Annotated in this window: 25 protein-coding genes and 1 tRNA gene; 5 read left to right on the top strand and 21 right to left on the bottom strand. The window is 58.7% G+C overall.

Going from position 1 to position 24,612, the window contains the following annotated elements; translation table 11 throughout:
* Window positions 1-5: 5 nt before the first annotated feature.
* Window positions 6-962: a sugar ABC transporter substrate-binding protein gene (locus ACA055_RS10005; protein ID WP_497683462.1), complete on the bottom strand. Its 957-nt coding sequence runs from the start codon at window positions 960-962 to the stop codon at window positions 6-8.
* A gap of 186 nt (window positions 963-1,148) precedes the next feature.
* Complete coding sequence (locus ACA055_RS10000; RefSeq protein WP_497683461.1) at window positions 1,149-1,598, bottom strand: hypothetical protein; 450 nt, start codon at window positions 1,596-1,598, stop codon at window positions 1,149-1,151.
* A 348-nt stretch (window positions 1,599-1,946) separates the two neighbouring features.
* Here ACA055_RS10000 and ACA055_RS09995 point away from each other — a divergent pair, with 348 nt between their 5' ends.
* The 3 genes from ACA055_RS09995 to ACA055_RS09985 all read left to right on the top strand — a co-directional run bounded on the left by ACA055_RS09995 (window position 1,947) and on the right by ACA055_RS09985 (window position 4,179).
* The gene (locus tag ACA055_RS09995; RefSeq protein ID WP_497683460.1) at window positions 1,947-3,035 is read left to right on the top strand and encodes an asparaginase; all 1,089 of its coding nucleotides are present in this window, start codon (window positions 1,947-1,949) and stop codon (window positions 3,033-3,035) included.
* 180 nt (window positions 3,036-3,215) lie between these two features.
* Window positions 3,216-3,485, top strand: coding sequence for a DUF1654 domain-containing protein (locus ACA055_RS09990; RefSeq protein WP_497683459.1), 270 nt, complete (start codon window positions 3,216-3,218; stop codon window positions 3,483-3,485).
* Window positions 3,486-3,489: 4 nt separating this feature from the next.
* Window positions 3,490-4,179, top strand: a complete 690-nt coding sequence (locus ACA055_RS09985; protein WP_497683458.1) for an endonuclease — start codon at window positions 3,490-3,492, stop codon at window positions 4,177-4,179.
* 55 nt (window positions 4,180-4,234) lie between these two features.
* On the opposite strand, the gene ACA055_RS09980 is transcribed toward ACA055_RS09985, so the two are convergent.
* Window positions 4,235-5,143: a siderophore-interacting protein gene (locus ACA055_RS09980; RefSeq protein ID WP_497683457.1), complete on the bottom strand. Its 909-nt coding sequence runs from the start codon at window positions 5,141-5,143 to the stop codon at window positions 4,235-4,237.
* A 103-nt stretch (window positions 5,144-5,246) separates the two neighbouring features.
* Window positions 5,247-5,600 (bottom strand): SPOR domain-containing protein, encoded by a 354-nt coding sequence (locus tag ACA055_RS09975; RefSeq protein ID WP_497683456.1) that lies wholly within the window; start codon window positions 5,598-5,600, stop codon window positions 5,247-5,249.
* 250 nt (window positions 5,601-5,850) lie between these two features.
* On the opposite strand from ACA055_RS09975, the gene csrA reads away from it, so the two are divergent.
* Window positions 5,851-6,045 carry a carbon storage regulator CsrA gene (csrA, locus tag ACA055_RS09970; protein WP_007938114.1) on the top strand — a complete coding sequence of 65 codons (195 nt, stop codon included), beginning with the start codon at window positions 5,851-5,853 and terminating at the stop codon, window positions 6,043-6,045.
* Window positions 6,046-6,267: 222 nt separating this feature from the next.
* Here csrA and ACA055_RS09965 read toward each other — a convergent pair whose 3' ends face one another.
* From ACA055_RS09965 to ACA055_RS09945, 5 genes are all read right to left on the bottom strand, one after another.
* Window positions 6,268-6,723, bottom strand: coding sequence for a DUF2214 family protein (locus ACA055_RS09965; RefSeq protein WP_497683455.1), 456 nt, complete (start codon window positions 6,721-6,723; stop codon window positions 6,268-6,270).
* 169 nt (window positions 6,724-6,892) lie between these two features.
* The gene (locus tag ACA055_RS09960) at window positions 6,893-7,087 is read right to left on the bottom strand and encodes a hypothetical protein (protein WP_497683454.1); all 195 of its coding nucleotides are present in this window, start codon (window positions 7,085-7,087) and stop codon (window positions 6,893-6,895) included.
* A 108-nt stretch (window positions 7,088-7,195) separates the two neighbouring features.
* Complete coding sequence (locus ACA055_RS09955; protein WP_497684384.1) at window positions 7,196-7,795, bottom strand: trypsin-like peptidase domain-containing protein; 600 nt, start codon at window positions 7,793-7,795, stop codon at window positions 7,196-7,198.
* Window positions 7,796-8,345: 550 nt separating this feature from the next.
* Complete coding sequence (locus ACA055_RS09950; RefSeq protein ID WP_497683453.1) at window positions 8,346-8,540, bottom strand: hypothetical protein; 195 nt, start codon at window positions 8,538-8,540, stop codon at window positions 8,346-8,348.
* A gap of 351 nt (window positions 8,541-8,891) precedes the next feature.
* Window positions 8,892-8,968 (bottom strand) — tRNA-Val (locus ACA055_RS09945).
* Between the two features lie 183 nt (window positions 8,969-9,151).
* On the opposite strand from ACA055_RS09945, the gene ACA055_RS09940 reads away from it, so the two are divergent.
* On the top strand, window positions 9,152-10,435 hold the full coding sequence (locus ACA055_RS09940; protein ID WP_497683452.1) for an NAD(P)/FAD-dependent oxidoreductase: 1,284 nt from the start codon (window positions 9,152-9,154) through the stop codon (window positions 10,433-10,435).
* 10 nt (window positions 10,436-10,445) lie between these two features.
* Here ACA055_RS09940 and ACA055_RS09935 read toward each other — a convergent pair whose 3' ends face one another.
* Genes ACA055_RS09935 through ACA055_RS09880 form a run of 12 tightly spaced genes read right to left on the bottom strand, consistent with a single transcriptional unit; the run spans window position 10,446 to window position 24,507 of the window.
* A complete protein-coding gene (locus ACA055_RS09935; RefSeq protein WP_497683451.1) occupies window positions 10,446-11,090 on the bottom strand; it encodes an RraA family protein in 645 nt (214 codons plus the stop codon).
* Window positions 11,081-11,863, bottom strand: coding sequence for an IucA/IucC family C-terminal-domain containing protein (locus ACA055_RS09930; RefSeq protein ID WP_497683450.1), 783 nt, complete (start codon window positions 11,861-11,863; stop codon window positions 11,081-11,083). Before ACA055_RS09930 ends, ACA055_RS09935 begins: the two co-directional genes overlap by 10 nt.
* Window positions 11,860-12,651 carry an ABC transporter ATP-binding protein gene (locus tag ACA055_RS09925; protein WP_128870248.1) on the bottom strand — a complete coding sequence of 264 codons (792 nt, stop codon included), beginning with the start codon at window positions 12,649-12,651 and terminating at the stop codon, window positions 11,860-11,862. The genes ACA055_RS09930 and ACA055_RS09925 overlap by 4 nt, the downstream gene beginning before the upstream one ends.
* Before the next feature lie 12 nt (window positions 12,652-12,663).
* Window positions 12,664-13,695, bottom strand: a complete 1,032-nt coding sequence (locus tag ACA055_RS09920; protein WP_497683449.1) for a FecCD family ABC transporter permease — start codon at window positions 13,693-13,695, stop codon at window positions 12,664-12,666.
* Window positions 13,688-14,677: a FecCD family ABC transporter permease gene (locus ACA055_RS09915; RefSeq protein ID WP_497683448.1), complete on the bottom strand. Its 990-nt coding sequence runs from the start codon at window positions 14,675-14,677 to the stop codon at window positions 13,688-13,690. The genes ACA055_RS09920 and ACA055_RS09915 overlap by 8 nt, the downstream gene beginning before the upstream one ends.
* Window positions 14,674-15,594 carry an ABC transporter substrate-binding protein gene (locus tag ACA055_RS09910; RefSeq protein ID WP_497683447.1) on the bottom strand — a complete coding sequence of 307 codons (921 nt, stop codon included), beginning with the start codon at window positions 15,592-15,594 and terminating at the stop codon, window positions 14,674-14,676. Before ACA055_RS09910 ends, ACA055_RS09915 begins: the two co-directional genes overlap by 4 nt.
* Window positions 15,587-17,434 (bottom strand): IucA/IucC family protein, encoded by a 1,848-nt coding sequence (locus tag ACA055_RS09905; protein WP_497683446.1) that lies wholly within the window; start codon window positions 17,432-17,434, stop codon window positions 15,587-15,589. Before ACA055_RS09905 ends, ACA055_RS09910 begins: the two co-directional genes overlap by 8 nt.
* Window positions 17,435-17,438: 4 nt before the next feature.
* Window positions 17,439-18,212 (bottom strand): HpcH/HpaI aldolase family protein, encoded by a 774-nt coding sequence (locus ACA055_RS09900; protein ID WP_497683445.1) that lies wholly within the window; start codon window positions 18,210-18,212, stop codon window positions 17,439-17,441.
* Window positions 18,206-20,077 carry an IucA/IucC family protein gene (locus tag ACA055_RS09895; RefSeq protein WP_497683444.1) on the bottom strand — a complete coding sequence of 624 codons (1,872 nt, stop codon included), beginning with the start codon at window positions 20,075-20,077 and terminating at the stop codon, window positions 18,206-18,208. Before ACA055_RS09895 ends, ACA055_RS09900 begins: the two co-directional genes overlap by 7 nt.
* 20 nt (window positions 20,078-20,097) lie before the next feature.
* Window positions 20,098-21,525: a DHA2 family efflux MFS transporter permease subunit gene (locus ACA055_RS09890; RefSeq protein WP_497684383.1), complete on the bottom strand. Its 1,428-nt coding sequence runs from the start codon at window positions 21,523-21,525 to the stop codon at window positions 20,098-20,100.
* Window positions 21,522-22,733, bottom strand: a complete 1,212-nt coding sequence (locus tag ACA055_RS09885; protein ID WP_497683443.1) for a type III PLP-dependent enzyme — start codon at window positions 22,731-22,733, stop codon at window positions 21,522-21,524. Before ACA055_RS09885 ends, ACA055_RS09890 begins: the two co-directional genes overlap by 4 nt.
* A complete protein-coding gene (locus tag ACA055_RS09880; RefSeq protein WP_497683442.1) occupies window positions 22,726-24,507 on the bottom strand; it encodes an IucA/IucC family protein in 1,782 nt (593 codons plus the stop codon). The genes ACA055_RS09885 and ACA055_RS09880 overlap by 8 nt, the downstream gene beginning before the upstream one ends.
* Window positions 24,508-24,612: the final 105 nt, after the last annotated feature.

Below are 24,612 nucleotides of genomic sequence, written 5' to 3'. Positions count from 1 at the left end.
AAGGACTACTTGGTAACCAGCTCTACCGGAGTTTCGATGACGCCGTTGGTGCCGCTGTCGACTTTCTCGCCTTTGATAATTTTCAGCGCCGTCTCGATGCCGAACACCGCTTGCTGGGCAGCGAACTGGTCAGCGGTGGCCAGGACGCGGCCATCCTTGAGCATTGGCTTGATGGCGTTGATGTTGTCGTAACCCACCACTTGCACCTTGCCGGCCTTGCCCGCGGCACGTACGGCAGACACTGCGCCGACGGCCATGCTGTCATTGCCGGCCAGCAGGGCTTTGGTTTGCGGATATTCGCTGAGTATCGAGGCCGCCACTTTGTTGCCTTTGTCGATTTCCCAATCACCGGATTGCAAGGACACGACCTTGATCTGCGCCGCTTCCATCGCATCCTTGAAACCGGCAGTGCGGGCCTGGGCGTTGGTGGTGGTGGACACACCTTCGATGATGCCGACCTCGTCACCGGCCTTCAGTTGCTTGGCCAGGTACTCGCCCACCAAGCGCGCGCCTTTGCGGTTGTCCGGGCCGACAAATGGAACGGTGATGTTTTTGCTTTTGACGACGGCCGGGTCCAGTTGGTTGTCGATGTTGATCACGGTGATACCGGCATCGATGGCCTTCTTGATCACCGGCACCATGGCCTTGGAGTCAGCTGGCGCGATGACCAGCGCATTGACCTTGGCCAGAATCATTTGCTCGACGATACGCGTCTGGCCGGCGGTGTCGGTTTCGTCCTTGATGCCATTGGAGATCAGGTCGAAATCGGCGGAGTGTTCTTTCTGGTAAGCCTTGGCGCCATCTTCCATGGTCAGGAAAAATTCGTTGGCCAGGGATTTCATGACCAGCGCGACTTTGGGTTTTTCAGGGGTTTCGGCGAAGGCCGAAGAGACAGGCAACGCGGCGGATGCGGCAGCCAGCATAGCGACAGCGAGAAGACGTCCAGCGAATGGCAGCTTCATGGATTCACTCCGATCTTATGATTATTCTGAGCAACGTTTGCGCTGACGCAGGCTTCATCGCATTCGCCGATGAATAGCCCCTCGAAAGCGACGCGCAAACGTTTGCGTTGATCGAACTATGCGAACCCTGTCGACATTTGTCAACGACCCGTTATGTGTATTGGTTAGCAAAGCCAACCATCCACATCACGCGGTCGTGCTGACAATACTGCCAGTGCTGGAGTCTTTGGCCAGCTCTTTCACCAGATTGCCAGTGACTTGAGCCAACGCGCCGGTGGTATCGGCGATTTGCCCCTGGAGCGACATGACAGCCGTGGCCTTGGCTTCCGGTGTTGGATAAGACCTGGCCTGAGCGGCGGCCAATTGCTGCTGTTGTTCACGCAGTTGTTGCTGCAATTCCTGCATACGCTTGAGCAGCATCTTCACGGCGATGCTTTGGCTGCCTTCGCTGTCTGCTTTGTTTTCGGCTTGAGCGCCGCCACCGGTTCGGACCTGAGTTGCGTCACCCTCTTCCTCCTTGCCCAGCAGTTGCGTCGAGGCCTCGGTTGTCGATTCGCTCAAGGCTTTGATGGTAGCCGTGGGCTTGCCACCGATAGTGATTGCGCCCGCGTTTGGAAAACCGACACTAAACGACATGTGAACTCCGTTAATAAGATCCTTTAGGGAAGCATCGACCTGTGCACGGGTTTCTTTAGCGCTGATTTACGATCCGACAAGACGACTAGTTCAACAGAGGCTGTAGTCCTTTTCGGAAAGCCGAACAGAAACGCTACACATATTCGGAAACTCGGACAAAAAAGCCGATCACCGCCGCGAAGGGGCGTCTAAATATTGCAACAAATCATAAGGTTAAACGTATTTTTCGATTCAAGGTTTGACTGGTACAGATCCTGCTCTTCTCCTACACCCCAAGCGTTCAGATCAGCCTGGGGCGTATCTAGATGAACCTGCATCAGCACTGTCTCACTACTAGAGAGAAAAATAATGACATCTGCTTTCAAGACCTTCGTTCCGGGCGCCTTGGCCCTTCTGCTACTCCTGCCCACCGCCCTTCAGGCGAAAGAAGTCGAAACCCGACAGAAACTGGCAAACGTGGTGATCCTGGCCACCGGCGGCACCATTGCCGGCGCAGGCGCCAGCGCCGCGAACAGTGCCACCTATCAAGCGGCGAAAGTCGGCATTGAACAACTGATCGCCGGGGTCCCGGAACTGAGTCAATTGGCCAACGTGCGTGGCGAACAGGTCATGCAGATCGCGTCCGAAAGCATCACCAACGACAACCTGCTGCAATTGGGTCGCCGTGTGGCCGAACTGGCGGACAGCAACGACGTCGATGGCATCGTCATCACCCACGGCACCGACACCCTGGAAGAAACCGCCTACTTCCTGAACCTGGTGGAAAAAACCGACAAGCCAATCATTGTCGTGGGCTCCATGCGCCCAGGCACCGCGATGTCGGCAGACGGCATGCTGAACCTGTACAACGCCGTGGCCGTGGCCAGCAGCAAAGACGCCCGCGGCAAAGGCGTACTGGTGACCATGAACGATGAAATCCAGTCGGGTCGCGATGTCAGCAAAATGATCAACATCAAGACCGAGGCGTTCAAAAGTGCTTGGGGCCCACTCGGCATGGTGGTCGAAGGCAAATCCTACTGGTTCCGCTTGCCAGCCAAGCGCCACACCATGGACTCCGAATTTGACATCAAAACCATCAAGAGCCTGCCTGACGTCGAAATCGCTTATTCCTACGGCAACGTCAGCGATACCGCCTACAAAGCCTTGGCTCAGTCGGGCGCCAAAGCCATCATTCATGCCGGTACCGGCAATGGCTCGGTGTCTTCTCGCGTTGTTCCAGCCCTGCAAGCCCTGCGCAAGGACGGTGTGCAAATCATTCGTTCTTCCCACGTCAACGCCGGTGGCTTTGTACTGCGAAATGCCGAACAGCCTGACGACAAATACGACTGGGTCGTCGCGCATGACCTGAACCCGCAAAAAGCCCGCATCCTGGCCATGGTCGCGCTGACCAAGACCAATGACAGCAAAGAGCTGCAACGGATGTTCTGGGAATACTGATTCGTCCTCGCCCGACCGACTCCGGTCGGGCACTGCTTTCACCACTTGCCAGCCTTGGGTGAGTGGTTCCTGCATCTGATAAAAAAACTCCCCTAGTCCTACACCAAACGGTAAAAACCGCTGTCAGAGGATTTTCTTGAATTTTAAGCAGTTGCGAAAACGCTTACAGTTAAATACTGTATGCACGTACAGCTTAATAAGGATAATTCCGTGGCCACCACCTCTGCCTCTCCTGACTCCTATGAACGCCTGGGTATGCGCGTTCAGAAACTCATCAATTCCCCCACCGCCCAGAAAGCCAAAGCAGCACTGATCTTCCGCCTCCCGGACGAGCCCGTGGACGAGTGGGAACGCCTGCTCGAAGAAATCGACGAGAACGATAACGTCACCCTCGCCTATCGCGACGATGGCGGTGTGCAGATTTTCTGGGTTGTGCCGAAGGAAGACTGAGTCAATGAGTGTCCGTTGTTTAGCTTTACTGTTTCTCTTCTTCGCCGTGGGCGCCCAGGCTGGCGCCCCACGCACCTTCAACGAAGCCAAGAAAGTCGCGTGGAAACTCTACGCGCCGCAATCCACCGAGTTCTATTGCGGCTGCAAATACACCGGCAACAAGGTCGACCTTGCGGCCTGCGGGTATGTACCGCGCAAAAACGCCAAGCGCGCATCCCGCATCGAGTGGGAGCACATTGTTCCGGCCTGGCAGATCGGCCATCAACGCCAGTGCTGGCAAGAAGGCGGGCGCAAGAACTGCACGCGTTACGATCCCACCTACCAGAAGGCCGAAGCTGACCTGCATAACCTGGTGCCGAGCATTGGTGAGGTGAACGGCGACCGCAGCAACTTCAGTTTTGGCTGGCTGCCGGTGCAATCGGGTCAATACGGCTCATGCCTGACGCAGGTCGACTTCAAGGCGAAGAAGGTCATGCCTCGCCCTTCCATTCGCGGCATGATCGCCCGGACGTATTTCTACATGAGCAAGCAGTACGGGTTGCGCCTGTCGAAACAGGATCGGCAACTGTACGAATCCTGGAACAAGACCTATCCAGTGCAGGCCTGGGAACGTCAGCGTAATCAGAGCGTGGCGTGCGTAATGGGGCGCGGTAACGAGTTTGTCGGCCCGGTAGACATGAAGGCCTGCGGCTAAGCGCTTGCAGAAAACACAAAGGCCTCGGGTTTGATCCCGAGGCCTTTTTTCGTTTCTAACCGCCGACTTTATTGTAGCGCCAGTAGCCCATCAGGTTGAGTGACTCCTGGGCAATGCCGCGCTCCTTGATCAAGTATTTGCGCAGGCTCATCACTGCGACGGTTTCCCCGGCGATCCAGCCATAAAAACCATCGCCTGACAGCGTCGATGTTTCCCAGAGGATGTCCTCGTCCACATCGACTTCCGCCAAGTCCGCCGCGTAGAACGCCTTCGAAGAAGACGATGGCAAAATCGCCCGACGGACCGTGTCAACCATCAGCGATCCCGCCCCAGTGGCCGCGTGATCACGAATCAGCCACTCCACGGAAAGCCCCGGCCAGTCAGGAACCGGCAGCGCATCATCTCTGCTGTCCACTTCAAAAAATGCCTGGGTTATCGGTGGCTCGGCAAGAGCCGCCATCTCATCCAGGATGCCAAGCGCCGCCGGCAATGCGGTGGCATCGGCGACCAGTAACAGATGCTTGAGCTGCTGGGGTGGCTTCCACTCGAAACCTCCCGCGTCTTGCGCCGAAAACTGGCGATCGGGTGCGACGATCTGAATCGGCTCGCCCAGTGCCGCATTAATTGCCCACCGCGATGCAGGACCGGTTTCTCCGTGCAACACGAAGTCGATATCCACTTCGCCCTGCTCGGCCCGCAAATGGCGAATGGTGTAGGTACGCATCGCTGGGCGCTGGGTATCGGGCATTGATCGGTAACGTGCGTACCAGCCATCGTCGTGGGCGAGCCTGGCTGGTGATCCGTCCACGGCTGGAAAAAACAGCTTCACGCGTTGGTCTGGAGCCCAGGTCGCCATCTCGGTGACCATCGGGCCGGCCAGCGTGACACGCATCATATGAGGGCTGAGGGTCTGTTTCTGCCGCAGGACCGCGTCGAATATTTTGTAAGGACTGGCGGAGGGCATCGGGGGAGCTCCTTCTGGAAATCAACAGTGACTACGTATAGATACGAGTCACCGTGGACACCCTTTAAGTTGCTCCGCCGAACAGCGCCTGCGAAACCGACGGCTACTGAGCCGACGGTCGCTCGAAGACCAGCACTTCGATGTTCTGTTTCTTGGCCCGGACAAGCGCTGCGGTCACATCTGCATGCTTGGCCTCAGCCTCGGCTTTCGAATTGAAGGGTCCGATCAGAATCCGCGTCTTGCCATTTTCCTTGACGACATTGGGCACGAAAGCGTGCTCGATCAGCCAGCCGCTGAGGTCGCTGACCGCCTGAGTCGTTTCGCCTCGTACTTCGAGATCCCATTGTGGTGCAGTTGCCACCGCCGTTGCCGGCTGCGTTTTTTGCACCTCAACACGCTTGCCCTCACCGCATCCCGCCAGCGCCAGTACCGCGATTACTAAGACCATTTTGCGCACAACGCTTCCCTCAGAATGCTTAAAGCGAGGATTTTAACATTCATGAATACTTCCCGAGTGCCGTAAAATGGGCTCAAAACAACGAGAATGATGGTTGCGGCCTCTGTATAGTTACGCCTTGGGAATTAATGCAGCATCTGCGCGTCAGAAAGAGGCACCCAAACCGTGAGACTTCGCACTAATCTATACATACCACCGACCTCTGCACTGTCCGAATCAGGTGCCCTACAAAGCAATCAAGGAGAAGACCATGCTGATACTCACCCGCAAAGTCGGTGAAAGCATAAATATTGGTGACGACATTACGATCACCATTCTGGGCGTTAGCGGCCAGCAAGTCCGGATTGGCATCAATGCCCCGAAAGACGTTGCGGTGCACCGCGAAGAAATTTATCAGCGCATTCAGGCTGGCCTGACCGCCCCGGACAAGCCACAAACTCCCTGAATCCTGTTGCAGTCAGTAGCCAGCCCGTTCGCTCCGGAACCACGGCTGGCTAAGATTCAAGCGTAGCATCGCCCTTCTTTTACTCGCTCGCCCACCTTCTCAAGCATTTATGGCATTTCCCAGGGATGCCGTCGGGATCAGAAGCCGATACTACCGGCAAGTCTCACATCATGACTGTCAGACGTTTCGGGTTAACCCCGAGGAATAGCCGGCTTTACTCGACTAACCAAACGTCACACCGCGCGCCATGCCTGTGGCTGCCACAACCATCAGCAACACCAGCAACGCTTCGATATGACTGATCCGTGCAAACAACTTCGCACGGCCAGTATCGACAGCCGCGCCACGCCCCAGCGCAATCCGCCACTTGATCAGCGTCACCATAGGCGCAACTTCAAGCAACAGAATCAGGATGAATAGGGTCAACTTGAGATGGAACAGCGGCTGATGAAGATAGTAGTCAGTACCCTTTTCGAACCCGCCGAAGGCGCGCATCCCACCGGTGATCAGTAGAATGACGGCGGAGATGCCCCACAGGTTGTCCGCGATCAATACGCTGCGAGCCTCGCCCACCCCGGCAGCCAGACGCCGAAAAGCCGTACCGCGAACCAGCACGGCCCAGAAGCCCAAGGCAAACGCCAGCAGGTGAACCGCCGCAAGAAACCAGTGAGACAGCATCGAGACACTCCTGTCAGAACGAAGATGAGTAAGCCTGTCAGTAGTAGCCTATGAAACGAGGGCTTGCATCACGGGGGGACACGATCAGGCGCCTGATCGTCCGAGCCAGAACCGTTGAGTCATTGGTGAGATCCAGATGAAAAAGCCCAGCGCGAGGGCTGGGCCATGGTCATTTTCTGTTTTCCATCATCTTGTCGGCGAGCGCTTTCGCCCTTTCAATCAACAGGTTCTGCCTGTCTTCGTGAGTAGCTCCTCCTACAACGGGTGCCGTCAGATTGCTTTCTGCAATCAACGCAGCGCAAAAGTATTGATCCCAAACAGTCCTGTTCTCGGATGCCTGTTTATTCATTTGGTCGGCGATCATATGCGGCTCCTTTTGATGAGGTAGCTCTACAAGTTTACGCCCGAATCGCAAACAAACCGCGTCGATCAAGACATTCGGCACGTCCTGTGCGTGAGCGATAGCTAAAAGCTACTTCGCGGCAACTTTCGCGCCATGTGGATCGTTAAGCTTTACCTGCATCAGCTCCCACTCACGCTGAATGATGGAATAAGGAACAAAGATACTGATCCTCTCAGCCGCCTTAACCCCGGGATGAAAGCTCAGATCGTTCAGTGTGGTGGAGTGAAAACCGATATTGATGCCCACAATACTGCCGTCACTGGCAACAACTGGCCCACCCGACATCCCTTTAACTAGCGGGGCATCGTGGATGGCATACTGCTCGCCGCTGCGTTCTTCGGCATTGACGAAAGGCGTTTGATACACCTTGCCTTTCCCGGTGGCGGTCATCATGTATGGGCTGGCCCCCACGGAAACAATGCTCTCGCCTACACGTGGCGCCCGCCATGCTGGATAGCGGCCAGTGGCTTTGTGCTTAATGAATACGAGGTCGCAGCCTGTGCTGCAGCTGTATTTCACATGAGGGATGAGCGGGGTGTGGCGGGTCGTGACGGCGTAATCCTCGTTCCACTGCACCGCCGAGGCCATATAGACATATGGCAAAGGAAAGCCCGAGAAGACTACAAAGTATGAATCGTTAGCTGGCCCCGAAAGATCGGGTTTGACCATGCCGTTGCATCCTGCAGTTATTGCTCCTATTAACAAGTAGGCCATGAATTTGATCATGATGTATCACCGACTTATAGGAAGAATATGACTGTTTTTTGTTGTCAGTTTTTTGTCATTTGTTGAGACTTAGTTCTCCTTGTCGCGCCTTTAGTTGTGAGCTTCGTTATTTATGGCTGAGGATGTAATGACGCGCACGAATAAATTGCGCTAAGGCTAATTACCTTTTAATCCACCGCCGAAGTTCAAATAGTTGGCGTCGATAAAACGTCAGTAGCGATAACTAAAAACATCATTCGCTATGACAGGTCATCGGCACACCGGCGAGTTTCTTTAGCGTGATTAGCAAGGCGGTAAATTGGGATTTGAACGGCGCGGAACGAGTCCGGCAGGCTTCTACATTATCGCGTTCACGCTTTTTTCACGTTCCGGCGCGTAACGTCGGTTCTGCTCCTTGCAACACCTTAAGCCCGCTAATCCCCATCGCGGGCTTTTCTTTGCCTCAATTTCGAGGAACGGGCTGCAATCTCAAAGTCCGCATGATCAGGGCGAGTCACCCGGCCCCGCCCATACACTCTGCGGTGCTGGCAAGCGCCATCCCTGCTTGCTGAACGAGCTTTCGCCACTCATCGCTAGTGATGAGGTCCGCACGCTCCATGTCATCAGCCGCCTTCAACAATCTGAAGTACCTGTCCTCTGCACCAATTTTGGTTTCAGCCAAAGTGAATAGCTTGCGCCAGGCTGTCATGGCCAGCCTTCGTTGTGCTTCTCTCATTGGACCCCCTGTGATCATCTTTGGGAGTTGATAGCAGGCAACTGGGAGCGTTCATTCCCATGACACACTTTACCGACCAATGGTGGCAGTACGCCACACCCGGTAAAGCGGGAATACATTCAAGCGTTGATGGAACCTGCGGACGAGAAGATGACGAAGCACGATCAGGAGGGGCACGACGAAAAGGAAGTCGAGTACCTGGAGGTGGGTGCCGAGTTGGCGTCTGGAGTGGAATTTTGCAAAAGCTTTGCAAATCGCAGGCAACAAAAAAGGGCCCACCTTTCGGTGAGCCCTTCTAGACCGCCCAGCAGAGCGGATTTTGTTTGGTAGGCGCGATTGGACTCGAACCAACGACCCCCACCATGTCAAGGTGGTGCTCTAACCAACTGAGCTACGTGCCTGCTGTGTGGCGGCATTCTACGGAATTCCGGAGGGGTGTCAACACCTTTTTTCGAGCTAACCCTATGAATATGCAAAATATTTAATTTCGCTGCGACAAAGAAGATTTTGCGGTGGCTGGCGGTCGATTTTTAACTCGGGTAGGATCGATGCACTCGTAAAATATATTAAACAGAGGCAGCAGGATGGCGAACACTTCCTACCCAGAGTCCTATTACGCCGCATCGGCCAACGCGGTTCCGCCGCGCCCGGCGTTGCAGGATGACGTGGAGACTGACGTCTGTGTGATCGGTGCCGGTTACACCGGTCTGTCCTCTGCCCTGTTTCTACTGGAGAACGGTTTTCGGGTAACGGTTCTGGAGGCGGCGAAAGTGGGTTTCGGGGCGTCGGGACGTAATGGCGGCCAGATCGTCAACAGCTATAGCCGCGACATCGATGTGATCGAGCGCAGTGTCGGCCCCAAGCAAGCCCAGTTGCTGGGGCAGATGGCGTTCGAGGGCGGTCGGATCATTCGTGAGCGGGTCGCCAAATATAATATCCAGTGCGACTTGAAGGACGGTGGTGTGTTCGCCGCCATCACTGCCAAGCAGATGGGCCATCTGGAATCCCAAAAGCGTCTGTGGGAACGCTACGGCCATACGCAGCTTGAGCTGATGGATCAACGACGCATCCGTGAAGTGGTGGGTTGTGATCAGTACATCGGCGGAATGCTCGACATGAGCGGTGGCCACATTCATCCGCTCAACCTGGCGTTGGGCGAAGCGGCGGCTGTGGAGTCGTTGGGCGGCACTCTCTATGAGCAGTCGCCGGCGGTGCGCATCGAGCGCGGCGTAAACCCGGTGGTGCACACACCTCAAGGCAAGGTCAGGGCCAAGTTCATCATCGTTGCCGGCAACGCGTACCTCGGCAACCTGGTGCCAGAGCTGGCAGCCAAGTCAATGCCCTGCGGGACTCAAGTCATCACCACCGAACCCTTGGGCGAAGAATTGGCGAAAAGCCTTCTGCCTCAGGATTACTGCGTCGAAGACTGCAACTACCTGCTCGACTACTACCGTCTGAGCGGCGACAAACGTCTGATTTTCGGTGGTGGCGTGGTGTATGGCGCTCGCGACCCGGCGAACATCGAGGCGATCATCCGGCCGAAAATGCTCAAGGCCTTCCCGCAACTAAAGGACGTGAAAATCGATTACGCCTGGACGGGAAATTTCCTGCTGACCCTGTCGCGCCTTCCTCAGGTCGGACGACTGGGCGACAACATCTACTATTCCCAAGGTTGCAGCGGCCATGGCGTGACCTACACGCACCTGGCGGGCAAGGTACTGGCCGAAGCGTTGCGTGGCCAGGCCGAGCGTTTCGACGCGTTTGCCGACCTGCCCCACTACCCTTTCCCGGGCGGACAAATGCTGCGTACACCCTTCGCCGCATTGGGCGCCTGGTATTACGGATTGCGCGACAAGTTCGGGTTCTGAGCGCAAGACGTTACGCAGGCTTCGAACCCTGGCAGGCATTGAGCCGTAGCAAGAATTCGGCTCTGCGCCTCTGGTCCATTTCCTCTTTGACCAACAGCTCGGGAAGCAACTCGGCCGCCTGCCGGGGATCGAGAATGAAGACACCGTCGTCGTCACCGATGGCCAGGTCGCCCGGCTGTACCCGAACCTCGCCCACATTGATCGACTGATTGACTTCCCCGCGGGCGCCAATGCCGCGAGTGGTGTACGCGCTGACGTCCCGGCAAAAGATCGGCAAGCCATGTCGACGCAACGCGCTGACATCCGTGACCGCACCTGACACCACCACCCCGGCCAACCCTTTGATCAACCCGGCCAGGGTGCGCAGCTCGCCCCAGCAACCACACTCCTCATCGCCCACACATTCGATCACCAGCACGTCGCCCGGCTCACTCAACAACAGGGCCTCACGCAGAATGCTGCCATCCGGCGGGAAGACTTTGACGGTGACGACATTGCCGACCATGCGGATGTCGTTGAACAACGGCTTAACCCCGCGCAGGAAGCCGCGGTCGGAAAAATGGCCGATGGTTGACGAAGAGATCGACTGATACGCGTGGAGCAACTCCGGGCTAACGAGTTTTTGGCGGGCGGCAATCTGGTCACTCATCGGCATTTCCCCGGGCGTAGCAATGGGCAGGTCGAACAGTATTCAACGGGCTCGGAGGCCAGATAGTAGAAGCAACAGGTTCGTCGAAAACGAATGCTGCGCTGGCCGTCGTCAACCGGTGTCGGCGGTCGGCGGAAATGGCTCAGCGGATTGTAATCGAGGCCGAACAGTGAAGGTTCTGCCTCGGTCAGCAACCACTTGAAGTCCGCTTCATAGCGTTCGCGCACCGACGGTTCGTCAATTTTCGCCATGCGTTTTTCATACAACGAATACACGCGTACGGCGGTGTTTTCCCACAGGATGCGTCGTGAAACCCCACTCACCCGGTTGAAGGTTTGCCACAGAGGTTTCAGCAGCCCGGCAAACAGTGCTTGCACCAGGGTTTCCCGCCAGGCTTCGCGCTCACCGGGTTCACAGGTCAGCGGCAAAGCGTGAGCCAGCGGCAGCGACGACGTCCACAGCCCGTCATCGTGGCCGAATTCGATCACCGTGTTGTCCAGGGACAGCAGCAGTCCTTTGTCGTACACCGACATCGCGTACAAACAGGCACCAGTCGCCAGGAACGACAAGCGTTTGCCCAGCAGCGAGGCAGTGATCGCCCGAGACGGTGAGCCAATGACCGGCGACAATTCATCCAGCAAACGCGCGCACAGGTCCTCCTGCAACAGGTCACGGGCCATCAGCGAGCGTAACGGATCACGCTCGGCACAATCCTTCAGACGCAAGCCACCGCCAAGCACGTTCCACTCTTGCGCGGTGAAGTGGTCAGCCAGACTCATTGCGGCAATTCCCGACCAAACGGGATGCACATCGGCGTACCGAAGAACGGATCAGGAATGATTCGACAGTTAAGGTCGAACACGGTCTTCACCAATGCCTGAGTCAAGACGTCTTCGGGCCGGCCCTGGGCAAATGCCGTACGCTCATGTACTGCGACCATATGGTCGGCATAGCGACAAGCCAGGTTGAGATCGTGAAGCACCATGATGATGGTTTTGTTCTCGAGCCGGTTGAGGTCGCGCAGCAGATCCAGTACCTCGATCTGGTGAGCCAGGTCGAGGAAGGTCGTCGGCTCATCCAGCAGCACGATGCCGGTGTCCTGTGCCAGGGTCATGGCGATCCACGCACGCTGGCGCTGCCCGCCGGACAAGGCATCCACCGGTCGATCGGCCAGCGCCTGCAGACTGGTTTGCTCCAGCGCACGATTGACCATGGCTTCATCCTCGACCGACCACTGCTGCATCCAGCTCTGATAAGGGTATCGGCCCAAGGCTACGAGCTGGCGAACGGTAATACCCTCCGGCGCTGTCGGCGTCTGAGGCAGGATGGCTAACTCGCGCGCCACCGCCGCCGTGGACTTTTGCTGGATATCCACACCGTTGAGGATCACCGAGCCTTGCTGCGGTTTCAGCAGTCGGGCAAAGGATTTGAGCAGGGTACTTTTGCCGCAGCCGTTGCTGCCGATCAGTACTGAGATCTTGCCCTTGGGCAGTTGCATGTCCAGCGCGTCAATAATCACCTGACGCTGATAGCTCAGGGTCAGGCCGCGACTTGCAATCGACGTCATACGTTGAATTCCTTAATGACGCTGTTTAATCAACAAATAGAGAAAAAAGGGTGTGCCCAGCACGGCGACAAAAATGCCCGCCGGCAGATCCAGGGGCAAGAACAGCGTGCGCCCGACCAAGTCCGCCAGCATCACCAGGTTGGCCCCGACCAGCGCCGCCATCACGGCCTGCCCCGCGAAACCGGGTGCCACCAGACGCTTGGCAATGTGCGGCGCAATCAGCCCGACAAAGGCGATCGCCCCACCCCAGGCAATGGCCGCACCGGCCAACGCCACACTCACCAGCAACAAACCCGCCCGCAGCCATTGCACGCGAACGCCGATGCCTTGGGCCAGGTTGTCATCGAGCTGTTGCACCATCACTTGACGGGCGAGCAGCACCAGCAACGGGCAAATACCCAACAACCAGCCAGCCAGCGCGAGGGGTTCGGGCCAACTGGCGCCGTACACGCTGCCGGTCAGCCAGACATAGGCCGACAGGGTGGTGGTCAGTGGACTGAACACCAGAATGAAGGTGGTCGCCGCCGTCAACATCGCCGAGACACCCACGCCGATCAGCACCAACCGCAGCGGCGAGGCGCCCTGCTTCCACGCCAGCAGATAAATGGCCAGTGTTGCCAGCGCCGCACCGAGCATCGCGGCCAAGGGCAGAAATTGTTGCCCGAGCGTCACCGACAGGAGCGACAGGTAAAGCACCGCACCGGCGCTCGCACCGCTGGTGATGCCCAGAAGGTCAGGCGATGCCAGCGGATTGCGGATAATGCTTTGCAGGATCAGCCCGGAGACCGACAACGCCGCCCCCACCAGCGCCGCCAAAACAATACGTGGAAAACGCAGTTGCTCGACGATCAATGTCAGGCTGGCATCCTGGTTGGAAAACAGGATTCGCAGCACCTCGAAGGGCGAGAGAATCACCTTGCCCAGCGACAACGAGCCGAGCATTACCAGCCCGGTGGCCACCAGCGCCGCCGCCAATCGCCACCAGGTGCTGAGGTTGACCTGCCGGGAATATCCACCCCGGCGCCAGGTCAAAATCTTATCCATAACGACCTCCACGCCGGGCCAGCAGAATGAAAAATGGTGCGCCGAACAGCGCCGTCATGACCCCCACCGGTACTTCCTGCGGCAGGATCACAACCCGCGACAGGGTATCCGCCAACAACAGCACAATGGCACCCAGCAGCGCACAACCGGGCAGCAACCAGCGATGGTCGATGGACAATCCCTTGCGCACCATGTGCGGCACCAGCAAGCCGATAAAACCAATGCTGCCGGCCAACGCCACCGCGCTACCCGCGAGGCAGATCACCAGCACGCTCATCAGCAGCCGGATCAGGCCGGTGCGCTGCCCCAGCCCCGTGGCGATCTCTTCCCCGGCGTTCAGCACGTTGACCTGCCCGGCCAGCAACAGCGCCCCCGACAAGCCGAGCACAGCACACAGCAACAACGGTGCAGCGGTCGACAGGCTGCGTTCGGTCAACGAACCCGCCATCCAGAACAGCACCGTGTCCAGTCCATCCTGATTGACCACCAGCAACGCCTGGCTGAAAGCGGAGAACAGCGCAGCCATCGCCGCCCCCGCCAGCACGATGCGCAGCGGACTGAGACTGCCCTGCCCCATGTTGCCGATCAGCCACACCAGGCACCCTGCCACGGCAGCGCCAAGGAACGCGCACCACAGCCAGGCATCCGGCGATGCCAGCGAGAAGATCGAGGAAAACAGGATGATAAAAAAGGTCGCACCAGCATTAATCCCGAACAATCCGGGTGATGCCAGCGGATTACGCGTCAGTGCCTGCATCAGGGCACCCGCGACCGCCAGGCTGGCGCCTACGGAAATCGCCATCAAGGTGCGCGACAGGCGCGTGGTGGTCACCAGCACATGACTGACACTCAACGGGTCGGGATCGACAAGCGCCGTGGCAATTTCTGGCAGTGGAATCCAGGTGGCACCCACCGCCAGGCTCAACACACAGCACATCAGCAACACGACACCCGCGCTGCACAGCTTTGCAGCAGGACTCATGAAGCCACCTGCGCAGCAGCCACGCGGGCGACATCGTCGAGCATCAGGTTCGCCCCCAACATGCCGCCCGACAGACTCCAGGCGATGCCATCGACCTGCCACACTTGCCCCTGCTGCGGGGCACGCATTTGCCGCCACAGCGGATGTTGCACCAAGCTCTCGTAGTTTCGCTGCACGGCTGCGTTCTGCGCGCGCAGAAAGACAAAGAAGATGTCGGCATTCACCACCGCAAGACTTTCCTTGCTGGTGAGTTTGATCGACACCCCGCTCGCCTCGCGGCTGTTGGCACTCCAGTTGAAGCCCAACTCGCTGATCACGGAACCCGGAAAACTCGCCGGCAGATAGCTGCGGATGTGGTCTTCGCGTATATCCAGAATCGATACCGTCGGCGGCCAGCGGCCAGCAAACGTCTGCTGCAATTGTTGACGCAGTTGCGCCACACGCTGCTGCCAGCGATTCAGAATCTCGTCGACCCGCTGTTGTCGCTGCAATGCAGCGCCCATCAGCGCCAGGGTCTTTTTGAATTCAAACACTTCTTCCAGCATCAGCACCGGGGCGATCTGCCTGAGCAACGGCGCAATGCGTTCATGGCGAAAACGCGAAGCCACAATCAAGTCCGGCTTGAGCAGCGCGATATCTTCGAGACTGGGTTGGGTCTCCAGCCCGACATGGGGCACCTGCTCCAGTGCCGCGCGCAAATACCGGTAGGTCGGTTTTTCACTCCAGGAATCAACCACGCCACAGGGCGTCACGCCCAACATCACGGCGCAGTCGGTGGCTCCCTGAAACAGGGTGATCACCCGCGGCGACGCAGTGTCGACCGCGGCCCACGCCGGGGTGGAAATCCTGAGGGCGAGCGCCCCCAGGGACAGGCGCAACAGCGTGCGCCTGGAGGGATGGTGTCGCGGTTCAGGCATCACGATCGAGCCTGTGAAACGGATTGACCACGTGCCCTTTGCCAAACGGCATGCTGCCAGGGCCACCCGCGCGTTCGATCATCGGGGTGAGCAGCAATTTCTGCGGCCAGTGCGGCGCTTCGAACAACTGGTGCTTGATCATGGTCCGTGCCTCGGCATCAAATTCGATGGTGTCGATCAACTCGTTGAGCACCTCGCCCATCGCCGTCCACAACGTGGTCGCCGGCAATGCGTAGACCTCAGCCAGCGTATCGATGATGGCGCGGAGGTTGACCTGAATCCCCAGGGTCTGCAACCAGAACAGCAAGTCTTCAGGGCGATCGTGATACAGCGTGTTGGTGTGCCCTTTCTTCAGCCGGTAAGCCGGATCGGCCAGGCCGTTGCGCTCCAGCCACGGCACGAAGATGCGCAACGAATCGTGATCGCGCAACAGCAGGCCCTGGGCATAGCCGGCCTTCCACACCAGCACCGCATTCTGCCCGTGGATTTCCCCCAGCATGCCGATGCGGAACATCCGCAGATTGATGTCGAAGAAGCTGTAGCAGAGCTCACGGAACAGGGTCATCACCGACGCAGCATTGGCCGGCAACTGGCGGTAGTTCATCCAGTCATCAAAGAAATGCTGGTTGCTGCCCGGCAGTGGCGTGCCCAGTGCCGCCATGGGCACCAGTCGGGTGCCCGGATCTTCCAGCAGCGCAGGCGGATAGCCGCGAACCATCGCCGACAAGTGACGCGGCGCTTCGTCAAACAGCGTCGCATCCGGCGGCATGAACGCCCACCATTTGGTTTCATCGCACAAATGCAGGGACTGTTGCAGGGTTTCATCCTTGCCCAACGCCTGGCGCAACAACGCTTCACTCAGGCCGCCGTTGATCATTTTCACCGCGGGCAGATAACGCGAGGCGCCCAGCGAATAGATCGCCATTGGCAACTTGAGGTAATCGGCACTGTTGAAGCATGGCGTCATCGAGCGCAACGACGAGGTGGCGAAGAAATCACCGTCGGTGAAGTCCAGTCGATGGCAGTCGCCCTTGGCGAAAGCGTCGGCGAGTTGCGCGTCCAGCACGTGTTCGAACTGCCATGGGTGCACCGGCAGCGCAATGTGGCTCTGGGCAATGCCCCGTTGTTGCAGCTCTTGTTGCAAGTCGGCCTGCAACAGCGGCGGCAACAGATAGTGGGCAGGATAACTTTGCGCCAGATCGGTCACACCGTCGCCGCATTGCAGCAACGTGCGGTCGACCGCGACCCAGTTCAGCGCCACCGGCCGGGCGAATTCCGCCTGATACTGCTGATATTCCGTCTCGCTCAAACCCTGCTTGGCCTTGGCCAGCGGATGATAGGGACGATCACGCAGCGAAGCCCATTGCTCCATGGTCAGGAAGAAGTCCGCGTTGCTTTTTTCGAGCAAGCGTTCGCTGTCGACTCGATGGGCCAAGGACAACTCGGTTTGCCGAACGCTGGTGCGCAGCACATCCAGGAACAGGGCAAAACCCTTTTCATTGTCCTGATAGCGATCAGTCATCCCGGCCAACACCTGGGTCATGAAGGCCTCGGGTGACAGCGCGATGAGCTGGTCATTCTGTCGCGCCAAAACCGGTGTGCCCGGCACTTTCTCCCATTGCTGGGTAATACCGGGACGCAGGGCAATGACGATGCAACCCTGTAGATCGCTTTGCCATTCCCAGATCCGTTGCCCGGCGCTCAAGCCGGAAAATGGCTGATCGGCCGATGACGAGGGCGCCACCAGGTTCAGCGGTTCGGTACCGAAAAAATGTTCGGCCAGCAAACAGTCGACCAGATCCTGCATCACCCTGTCGGCGGCCATTGCGGTGAAGTTCATCCGATTATTTTCCTTCTGCTGAAGTGGCGGCCAATTTGGCCTGGAGGGCACGAAAAGCGATGCCACGCTCGTCACCCAAAACAAAACTTTTTACGCCGCGGGCCAACCATCGCTCATGGTCGCCCGGCTGACGTGGAATGGCGCAGTACGGCACGCCCGCGGCACTGGCCGCCTGCCAACTGGCGAGCAGCGCTTGCTGCACCTCGGGCCGGTCGAGCTGCCAGGGCATGCCCATCGATTGCGACAAGTCGGCGGCCCCTTCGAGGATCATGTCCAAGCCAGGCACCGCAGCAATCTCTGCCGCTCGCCGCACACCTTCTGCGCTTTCGATCATCGCCACGACCATGATTTGCTCGTTGGCCAGCCCGATGTATTGCGCCAGGCTGTGCTTGCCGAACGCACCAGGCCGCCCGGCATTCAGGCTGCGGTTGCCCTGCGGATGGTATTTGCAGGCTCGAATGCTCTCGGCCAGCGGTTCGGGACCTTCGATCATCGGCAACACAATGCCCTGGGCTCCGCCATCGAGCAGGCGCAGCAAGGTTTTCGGGTTGAGATCCGCCACCCGTACCAGCGGGGTCAGCGCGTAACTTTCGGCGGTGCGGATCATGTTCTCCACGGTTTCCGGATTGATCAGCACGTGTTCCATATCGATGATCACGAAATCGAACCCGGCATCGGCAATCAGTTCGATAGCGGCCGGCGCCGGAATCGAGCTGATCAGGCCGTAGACCGGCTCCCCCGCTCCAAGCTTTTGCTTGAGTAGATTGGTCCTCAGCATGCTTGCGGCCGGAAAGCGTGCAGCGGATTGGGCACCGATTTGAAACGACGTTCGCCGTCGCCCAGCAGCCGACGCTTGGTCAGTTCTTCAACCTCATAAAACGGCGCGAAGACATCAAACGCCGCATAGCGCGGGCGGTGTTGCGGATGGTCGTCCTGGTAGGCGGTGATCACCTCGGCGGTCATCTGCCAGAACCTTGCTTCCTCCAGCTGATAGTGCTGATGCAGGAAGATCGCCATCTCGGCCAGGGCGATGAAAAAGAATGAATCACAGGAAAAATCCCGGACTGCATTCAAGTCGTCGGTGAGGATGAACGAGTTGCGATTGAGCTTGGCGTGGCTGGCAGGCAGCGGCACCAGGGTCGGACATAGATCCGGGCGCCCCAAGTGCTGCGGTGAATAGCGCACGCCGTCGTGGAAGTCTTTCAGGGCAATACGTTGCGGCCAGCCCTGCTTCACGATCAGGACGATGTTCTGCCCATGGGATTCCATGCCGATGCCTTCGGCGTACAGCATGTGGATGATCGGCGATACCGCCACCTGCAACAGTTGACGCGTCCAGGCATGCAGGCCGTATTGGGTGATCCAGGCATCGATGAACGGGGTCTGTTCACCGGTGCCGTAGCGATTGTCCACGGAGCTCAAGCCATTGAACGGCACCGCTTGCTCGTCGTCTTGCAGGTATTGGTGAATGCTTTCACGCCACAATGTGCCCATCGTGCCGTAGGCCTGGGACATCCGCGTGGCGGGCAGGTGATCGTAGTCAAAACTCACGCCGACCACTTCACCGAGAATCACAAAGCCAAGGTCACGAGCGGTGCTGTCGCTGCCGATCAGTTGCTGCAACCAGTCGGTGATGATCGGGCCATTCATCACCGTGTGCCGGGCCAGAATGCGTGTGCTGGAGGTATTGGTCATGCTCAGCGCAAGCTTGACGTAAGGCCGCTTTTTTTCCGTGACGTTGGCCAGGGTGCGGATCGACTGCTGCGCCTGATAGCGATCATCCGTGGTGCCCAGATAGATCACTTCACCGCTGACCAGTTCTGGGTAAAAAACCGGAACGATGACGTTTTCCCACTGCCATGGATGCACCGGCATCAGCCAGTAATCACCCATCGACTTGCCTTGGTCGGTGAGGCTCTCAGCGAGTTGCTGCCAGCGCTGAAGCCCGAATTCCTGCTGGATGAATCCGTTGTAATCCAGGTGCTGCGAGATATTCATCGCCCCACAGGATTTATCCACCGCCAGCCAGACAATGGCGATGGGCGCGGCAAACTCCGGCCCGTAGCAGGCGTTGTCCTTGAGCGAGAAACCGATGCGCGATTTGTAGCAAGGGTGATAGCTGTGGGCGTCCATGAAGTGCTGTTCCAGCGCATCGACATCCAGCTGATGTGGCGGCTTGGCCGCTTGATAGCCCTGGCTGCGCGACTGTAGATCCTTGAGGAAAGTCTGCTCCAGTTCATGGATGAAGCGTGGCAGGTGCGGGCTGTCCTGAACTTCGCTCAGCAGCTCCGCCAATGCCTGATGAAGATGCGGTCGGTGGTGCTCGCCCAAGGCATCCACGCGTTCGAGGCTGGCGTAGTCGAGGCGGATCAGCTCGAAGCTGGCGCTGAGCAATCCATTGCAGCGGTATTCCACTGGCCGTTGTTGGGCATCGAGGCCGCTGACGATAAAACGATGCTGGCCGCCATCCAGAGGCGAATGACGATACGGCAGCACGTTTTCATACAGCAGCGTTTGCAGCAGTTGACCGACCACGCGCGGTTCCACTTGCTGATAGTGGCGGGGATCGGCCGTCGCCAGCCAGACGCCTGGTGTTGAATCCGGAACGTGAAGTCTTGCCTGTGAAGAAGTCGTCATAGTCATAACCTTGTCCGTGAAAAGAATTAACGGTGTTCGAGGGCTGAGGGCAGTGCCTCGGCCGGCTCGTCGGATACTGGAAGTGGAAAGCGCCAGGCACAGGGCAGTGCCAGCAGAATGAGGACGCCGGTGGCCATGAAGACTTCGCTGATCGCCCCTGGACTGGCCATCGAAACAACCCCGTCCCCCGCCTCGGCGGTCAGGCGGAACTCCAGCCACAGCGAGGCAATCACGATGGCCAATGACGACACGAGGCGGCGGGAAATGTTGTTCATCGCCGCGCCTTGGGTGACCATCGGTTCGGGCAGCGCATCGAGCCCGGCGGTGGTGATGGGGATATAGGACAGGCCCAGCCCGGCGCCGCGGACCATCATCAGCAAAAACACCACACCGATTGAAGCGCCGGCCCCCAGCATGCCCAATCCAAGGGTGGCGCCACCGGTCAACAACAACCCCCAGAGCACTACCCCGTGCGGGCCGTGACGGTCCAGCCACTTGCCGCCCAGATGCCCGAACAGACTGGCGAACATCGCCGTGCACAGCAGTGACAGGCCGGTCCAGATCGCGCTGTAGCCCATGACCATTTGCACCAGCAATGGCAGCAGGACCAGGCACTCGAACATGCCGACTGATTGCACCACCGCGATGATCACGCTCAAGCGATAACCGCGCAGCGCAAAGATGCGCAGGTTGAGCAGCGGCGCGGCCCGGTTCAGTTCCAGTCGCACAAACGCAACCAGGCACAGGATGGCCATCAGCAACAGGCCAAGATTGAAAGGATCGGTCAGGGCCTCGGCGTGACGCAGTCGGCCAACGGCGACCATCAGCAGGCCGATGCCCGTCGCGATCAGCAGGTAACCCGCCAGGTCAAAAGGTTTGCGCTCTGACGCTTCAGAGGGCGGAAGCACGCCGACGCCAAGGATCAGCGCCAGCAGGCCAATGGGCACATTCATCAGGAACAGCGAGCGCCAACTGAACCACTCCAGCATCAGGCTGCCGCACAACGGTCCCAATGCCGGCGCCAACATGACCGCCGCGCCCCACAGGCCGGTGACCCTGCCCCGCTCGCCCTTGGCGTACACCGAAAAAATGATCGCCAGCGACAGCGGAATCATCAGCCCGCTGGCGATGCCTTGCACCACGCGCGCGGTGATCACCAGCGCGATGGAGTTGGCCAGCGCCCCCAGCAGCGAACCGCAGACAAACAACGCCACGCCCCACAAATACAGGGATTTGCGGCCCATGCGCTGACTGAGAAAACTGGTGAGGGGCATGGTCATGCCCATGCTGACCATGAACGCGGCCACAATCCAGGTGGCCAACAGCGGACCGATGTCAAAGGCCTCCATGAACGCCGGCAATGCCGGATTCAGCGAACTGTTGTTCAAACTGACCGTCAGCGTACCCAACAGCACATTGACCACTACCAACCAGCGCGGAACGGCAAACGTCAATCCCACGATGCGACTCCGGCCTCTTGCACAAACACCTGCGGCGGTCGCGGATGACAGAGGAAGTCAGCATGAGAGATGTTGTAGCCGTAGGCCCCCGCCAGCGGCAGCACCAGCATGTCGCCGATATCCACCCCGGTGAGTGGGCAATCACGGCTCAGCACATCCTTGGGCGTACAGAGCTGCCCGACGACAGTCCAGGTCTGCTTCGTCGCTGCCGAGGTCACCCGATGCCGGGGCAAATGAATGACCGGGTGATCATGGCCCTGGGCAACCGGCAAACGGAACTGGTGGGTGCCACCGCGGCAGACCAGGAAGTGCTTGCCGTGACTGGTTTTCTTGTCCAGCACTTCGATGGCGTAGTAGCCGCAGAAGGCGCTGATGAAACGGCCGGGTTCGAAACGCACGATGGGCACATCGGCACAGGCTGCAAGGCTCTGCCCCAGATGCGCGCACAAGCGTTGCCAATCGAACTGCTGCGAACCTACGTAATTGACCCCGATGCCACCGCCCACATTGAGGTGGGTGATCGCCGCAGGATTGGCCGACAACGCCTTCCATTGCGGCCAGCGCTCCAGGTACAGATCAAGCAGTTGTTCGTGGCGCTCCACCAGCGACTGGTGGGACATCGCATGCACATGGAAGCCCTTGAGCCGCAGGTGACTGGCGTTGTCGACCCAGCTCACCGCCTGGGCCAGTTCTGACTCATCGATCCCGAATGGGGTGGCGGTGCCGGCCATCGCCAGTTTGCTGGACAGTGGCGATGGCAGTTCAGGGTTGATGCGCAGCAATACGTCCTGCACGCGCCCTGCTTCCAGCGCCATCCGTTGCAGGCGGACGATTTCATTCAGGCTTTCGATGTGAATCGCTTCGACCTGGTGTTGCAGCGCCGAACGCAGGTCGGAATCCAGTTTGCCGGGGCCGGAAAAAATGAACGGCTTGCGCGTCGGGCAGGCCTGGAGGCGATCGATTTCGCCGCCGGAGGAAATCTCGAACCCGTGCACCAACGGCGCCACGGTGGCAAGAATCTGCGGTTCACTGTTGGCCTTGATGGCGTAGTAAAGCTCGACGCCTTCGGGGAGTGCCGCCATCACCTGCGTCACGTGCTGCTTCAGCGCGTCCAGGTCGTAGATGAACAGGGCCAGCGGATCTTCGTGTTGTGTGCGGGCCTCGTCGATGGCGGCCACAACTGCTGCGGGCAGCTTATCCATGCTTGGCCTCCTTGCCCCACGGGGACACCAGACTGACATAGCTGGCCTGGCGATCAGCCTTGGCTGCCAGGCGCACTTTCAGATTGGTTTTGCAGGCAATCGGCTGACCGGCGATCAGCGCATCCAGCTCCGGCGCGGTGCGGGTCAATTCGGCGCGGATGCTGATCAATTGCTGCTCCACCCGTTGCCACATCAACGGCGCCAGGTGGGGACGTCCCCAACTCAGGGCCAGCACGGCCTCGGACAAGTTGTTGACGAACAGGCAATAAACGATGCGATTCCAACCTTGCTGACGGGAATAAAGCAACGACTCGCGCACCCTGGGATGAACGTCTGCATCAATCCGCGAGGCACCCAGCTCATCGGTCAGTTTGACCCCTTCGAAATCCCGTAGCAGCAGGCGTTGCGGACGACCGTTGTCATGCACCAATACGCTGTTCTGCAAATGCGGCTCCATCACGATGCCGTGATTGAAGAACAACGCCAGCACCGGCCGTAGCAACAACGCCTGATAGTCGTCGAACCAGCTCAGCAGTTGTTGGTCGTGGATGTCGTCGCCGTTGAACCGGCTCAGGAACTCATGCACCAGCGGCCGTAAATGCAGGCCACGAGCGAACAGCGTACCGGCCATGATGCTGCAGTCGGTGCCGCTGTCGAGGCAGAAGTTCTCCCGCAGGATCGCCCCGGTCTGTTCGCGGAACCAGTGGCTATCGGCTTCGCTGGCGAGCTGCGGCGCCCAGCTCAACAGACCCGGCTCGGCCACCACCGAGAGCCCGCCAAGGGTTTCGGGTTGGGTCAGTTGAAGGTTGCGGAATACACGGTCGATCAACAGTGCGCTTTCCAGCTCGTACCAGGCGTTTTTCCTGACGCAATTGGTGATGCGCACATTCAGCGAACCCTTGATGAAAAACTCATGATCCTCGATGTACCACGTGCGGATGGACGCGGTGGGATTGGCCATAAAACCTGTGGCGCCAAGATCGACGATGGTCGCGGATTTCAGCAAACGCTGAACCCGGCCATCCTGCATGAACAACTGCGCCTGCACCGGGTGCATGCAGATAACCGCATGCCCTGGCCGCGCCTGCGCTTGATCGGCAAAACCGGCCAGCACTTGGGCTTTGCTCAGGCCGTTGGCGCCGACGCTTAATCCTTCCAGCGGCACTTCGAAAAGGTGCAACGGCGTGCGAGCCTGGAATTCCGGCGCATAGGTTTCCTGGGCCAGATGCGCCGGCCACAGGCGCGCCTTGGGTGCCGGGTGATTCGGATGACCGAACCACAAGCCCTGTTCGCTGGCCAGGTAACCGCTGAGCGGGTCCGAGTCCTTCGGTGTGTTGTGGCCGACGATGGCCGCGGTCAGCAACTGGCTTTGCAACACCTGATCCAGCAACTCGTCGTTACTGGCGCGGGTCATGTGTTCGCACGCCGCGAGCAACTGCTCGACGAACTCGGCAAATCTCAGGCTCGACCAGTCGCCCTCACCGCGCCGGGCATAGACGTCTGACAGGTACCGGTGACTGCCGAGACCATCACGCCGGTCCACCATCACAAAGAACTGCTGCTGGTTGGGCAGGCTGATGGTCAGTGGAATACCCTTCCATTCCAGGCCCTCCAGATAACTACCCGGGGCGATACCTTGCATCTGCGTCGGCCAACTGTAACTAAGGCAGTTTTCCGGCAAGGCGAACTCTTTGATCAAACAATTAAGCAACGCGCTCGTCGTCGCCAATTCACTGACCATATTGGATAAAACACTGCGATCTGGATGATTCATGGGTGCTCCACAGTAGCCCGTGAGGTCACTGAACTCGTTATATCGCGGAAAAATAAGTTGCTGGCCGACCGCTTTAACAGCCGACAGAGCTCCACGAAACGACAT

It is taken from the genome of Pseudomonas sp. LBUM1657 (genome assembly GCF_059716075.1).
The sequence above is the reverse complement of the archived record's forward strand: the minus strand, read 5'-3'. Positions and strand labels throughout refer to the sequence as shown.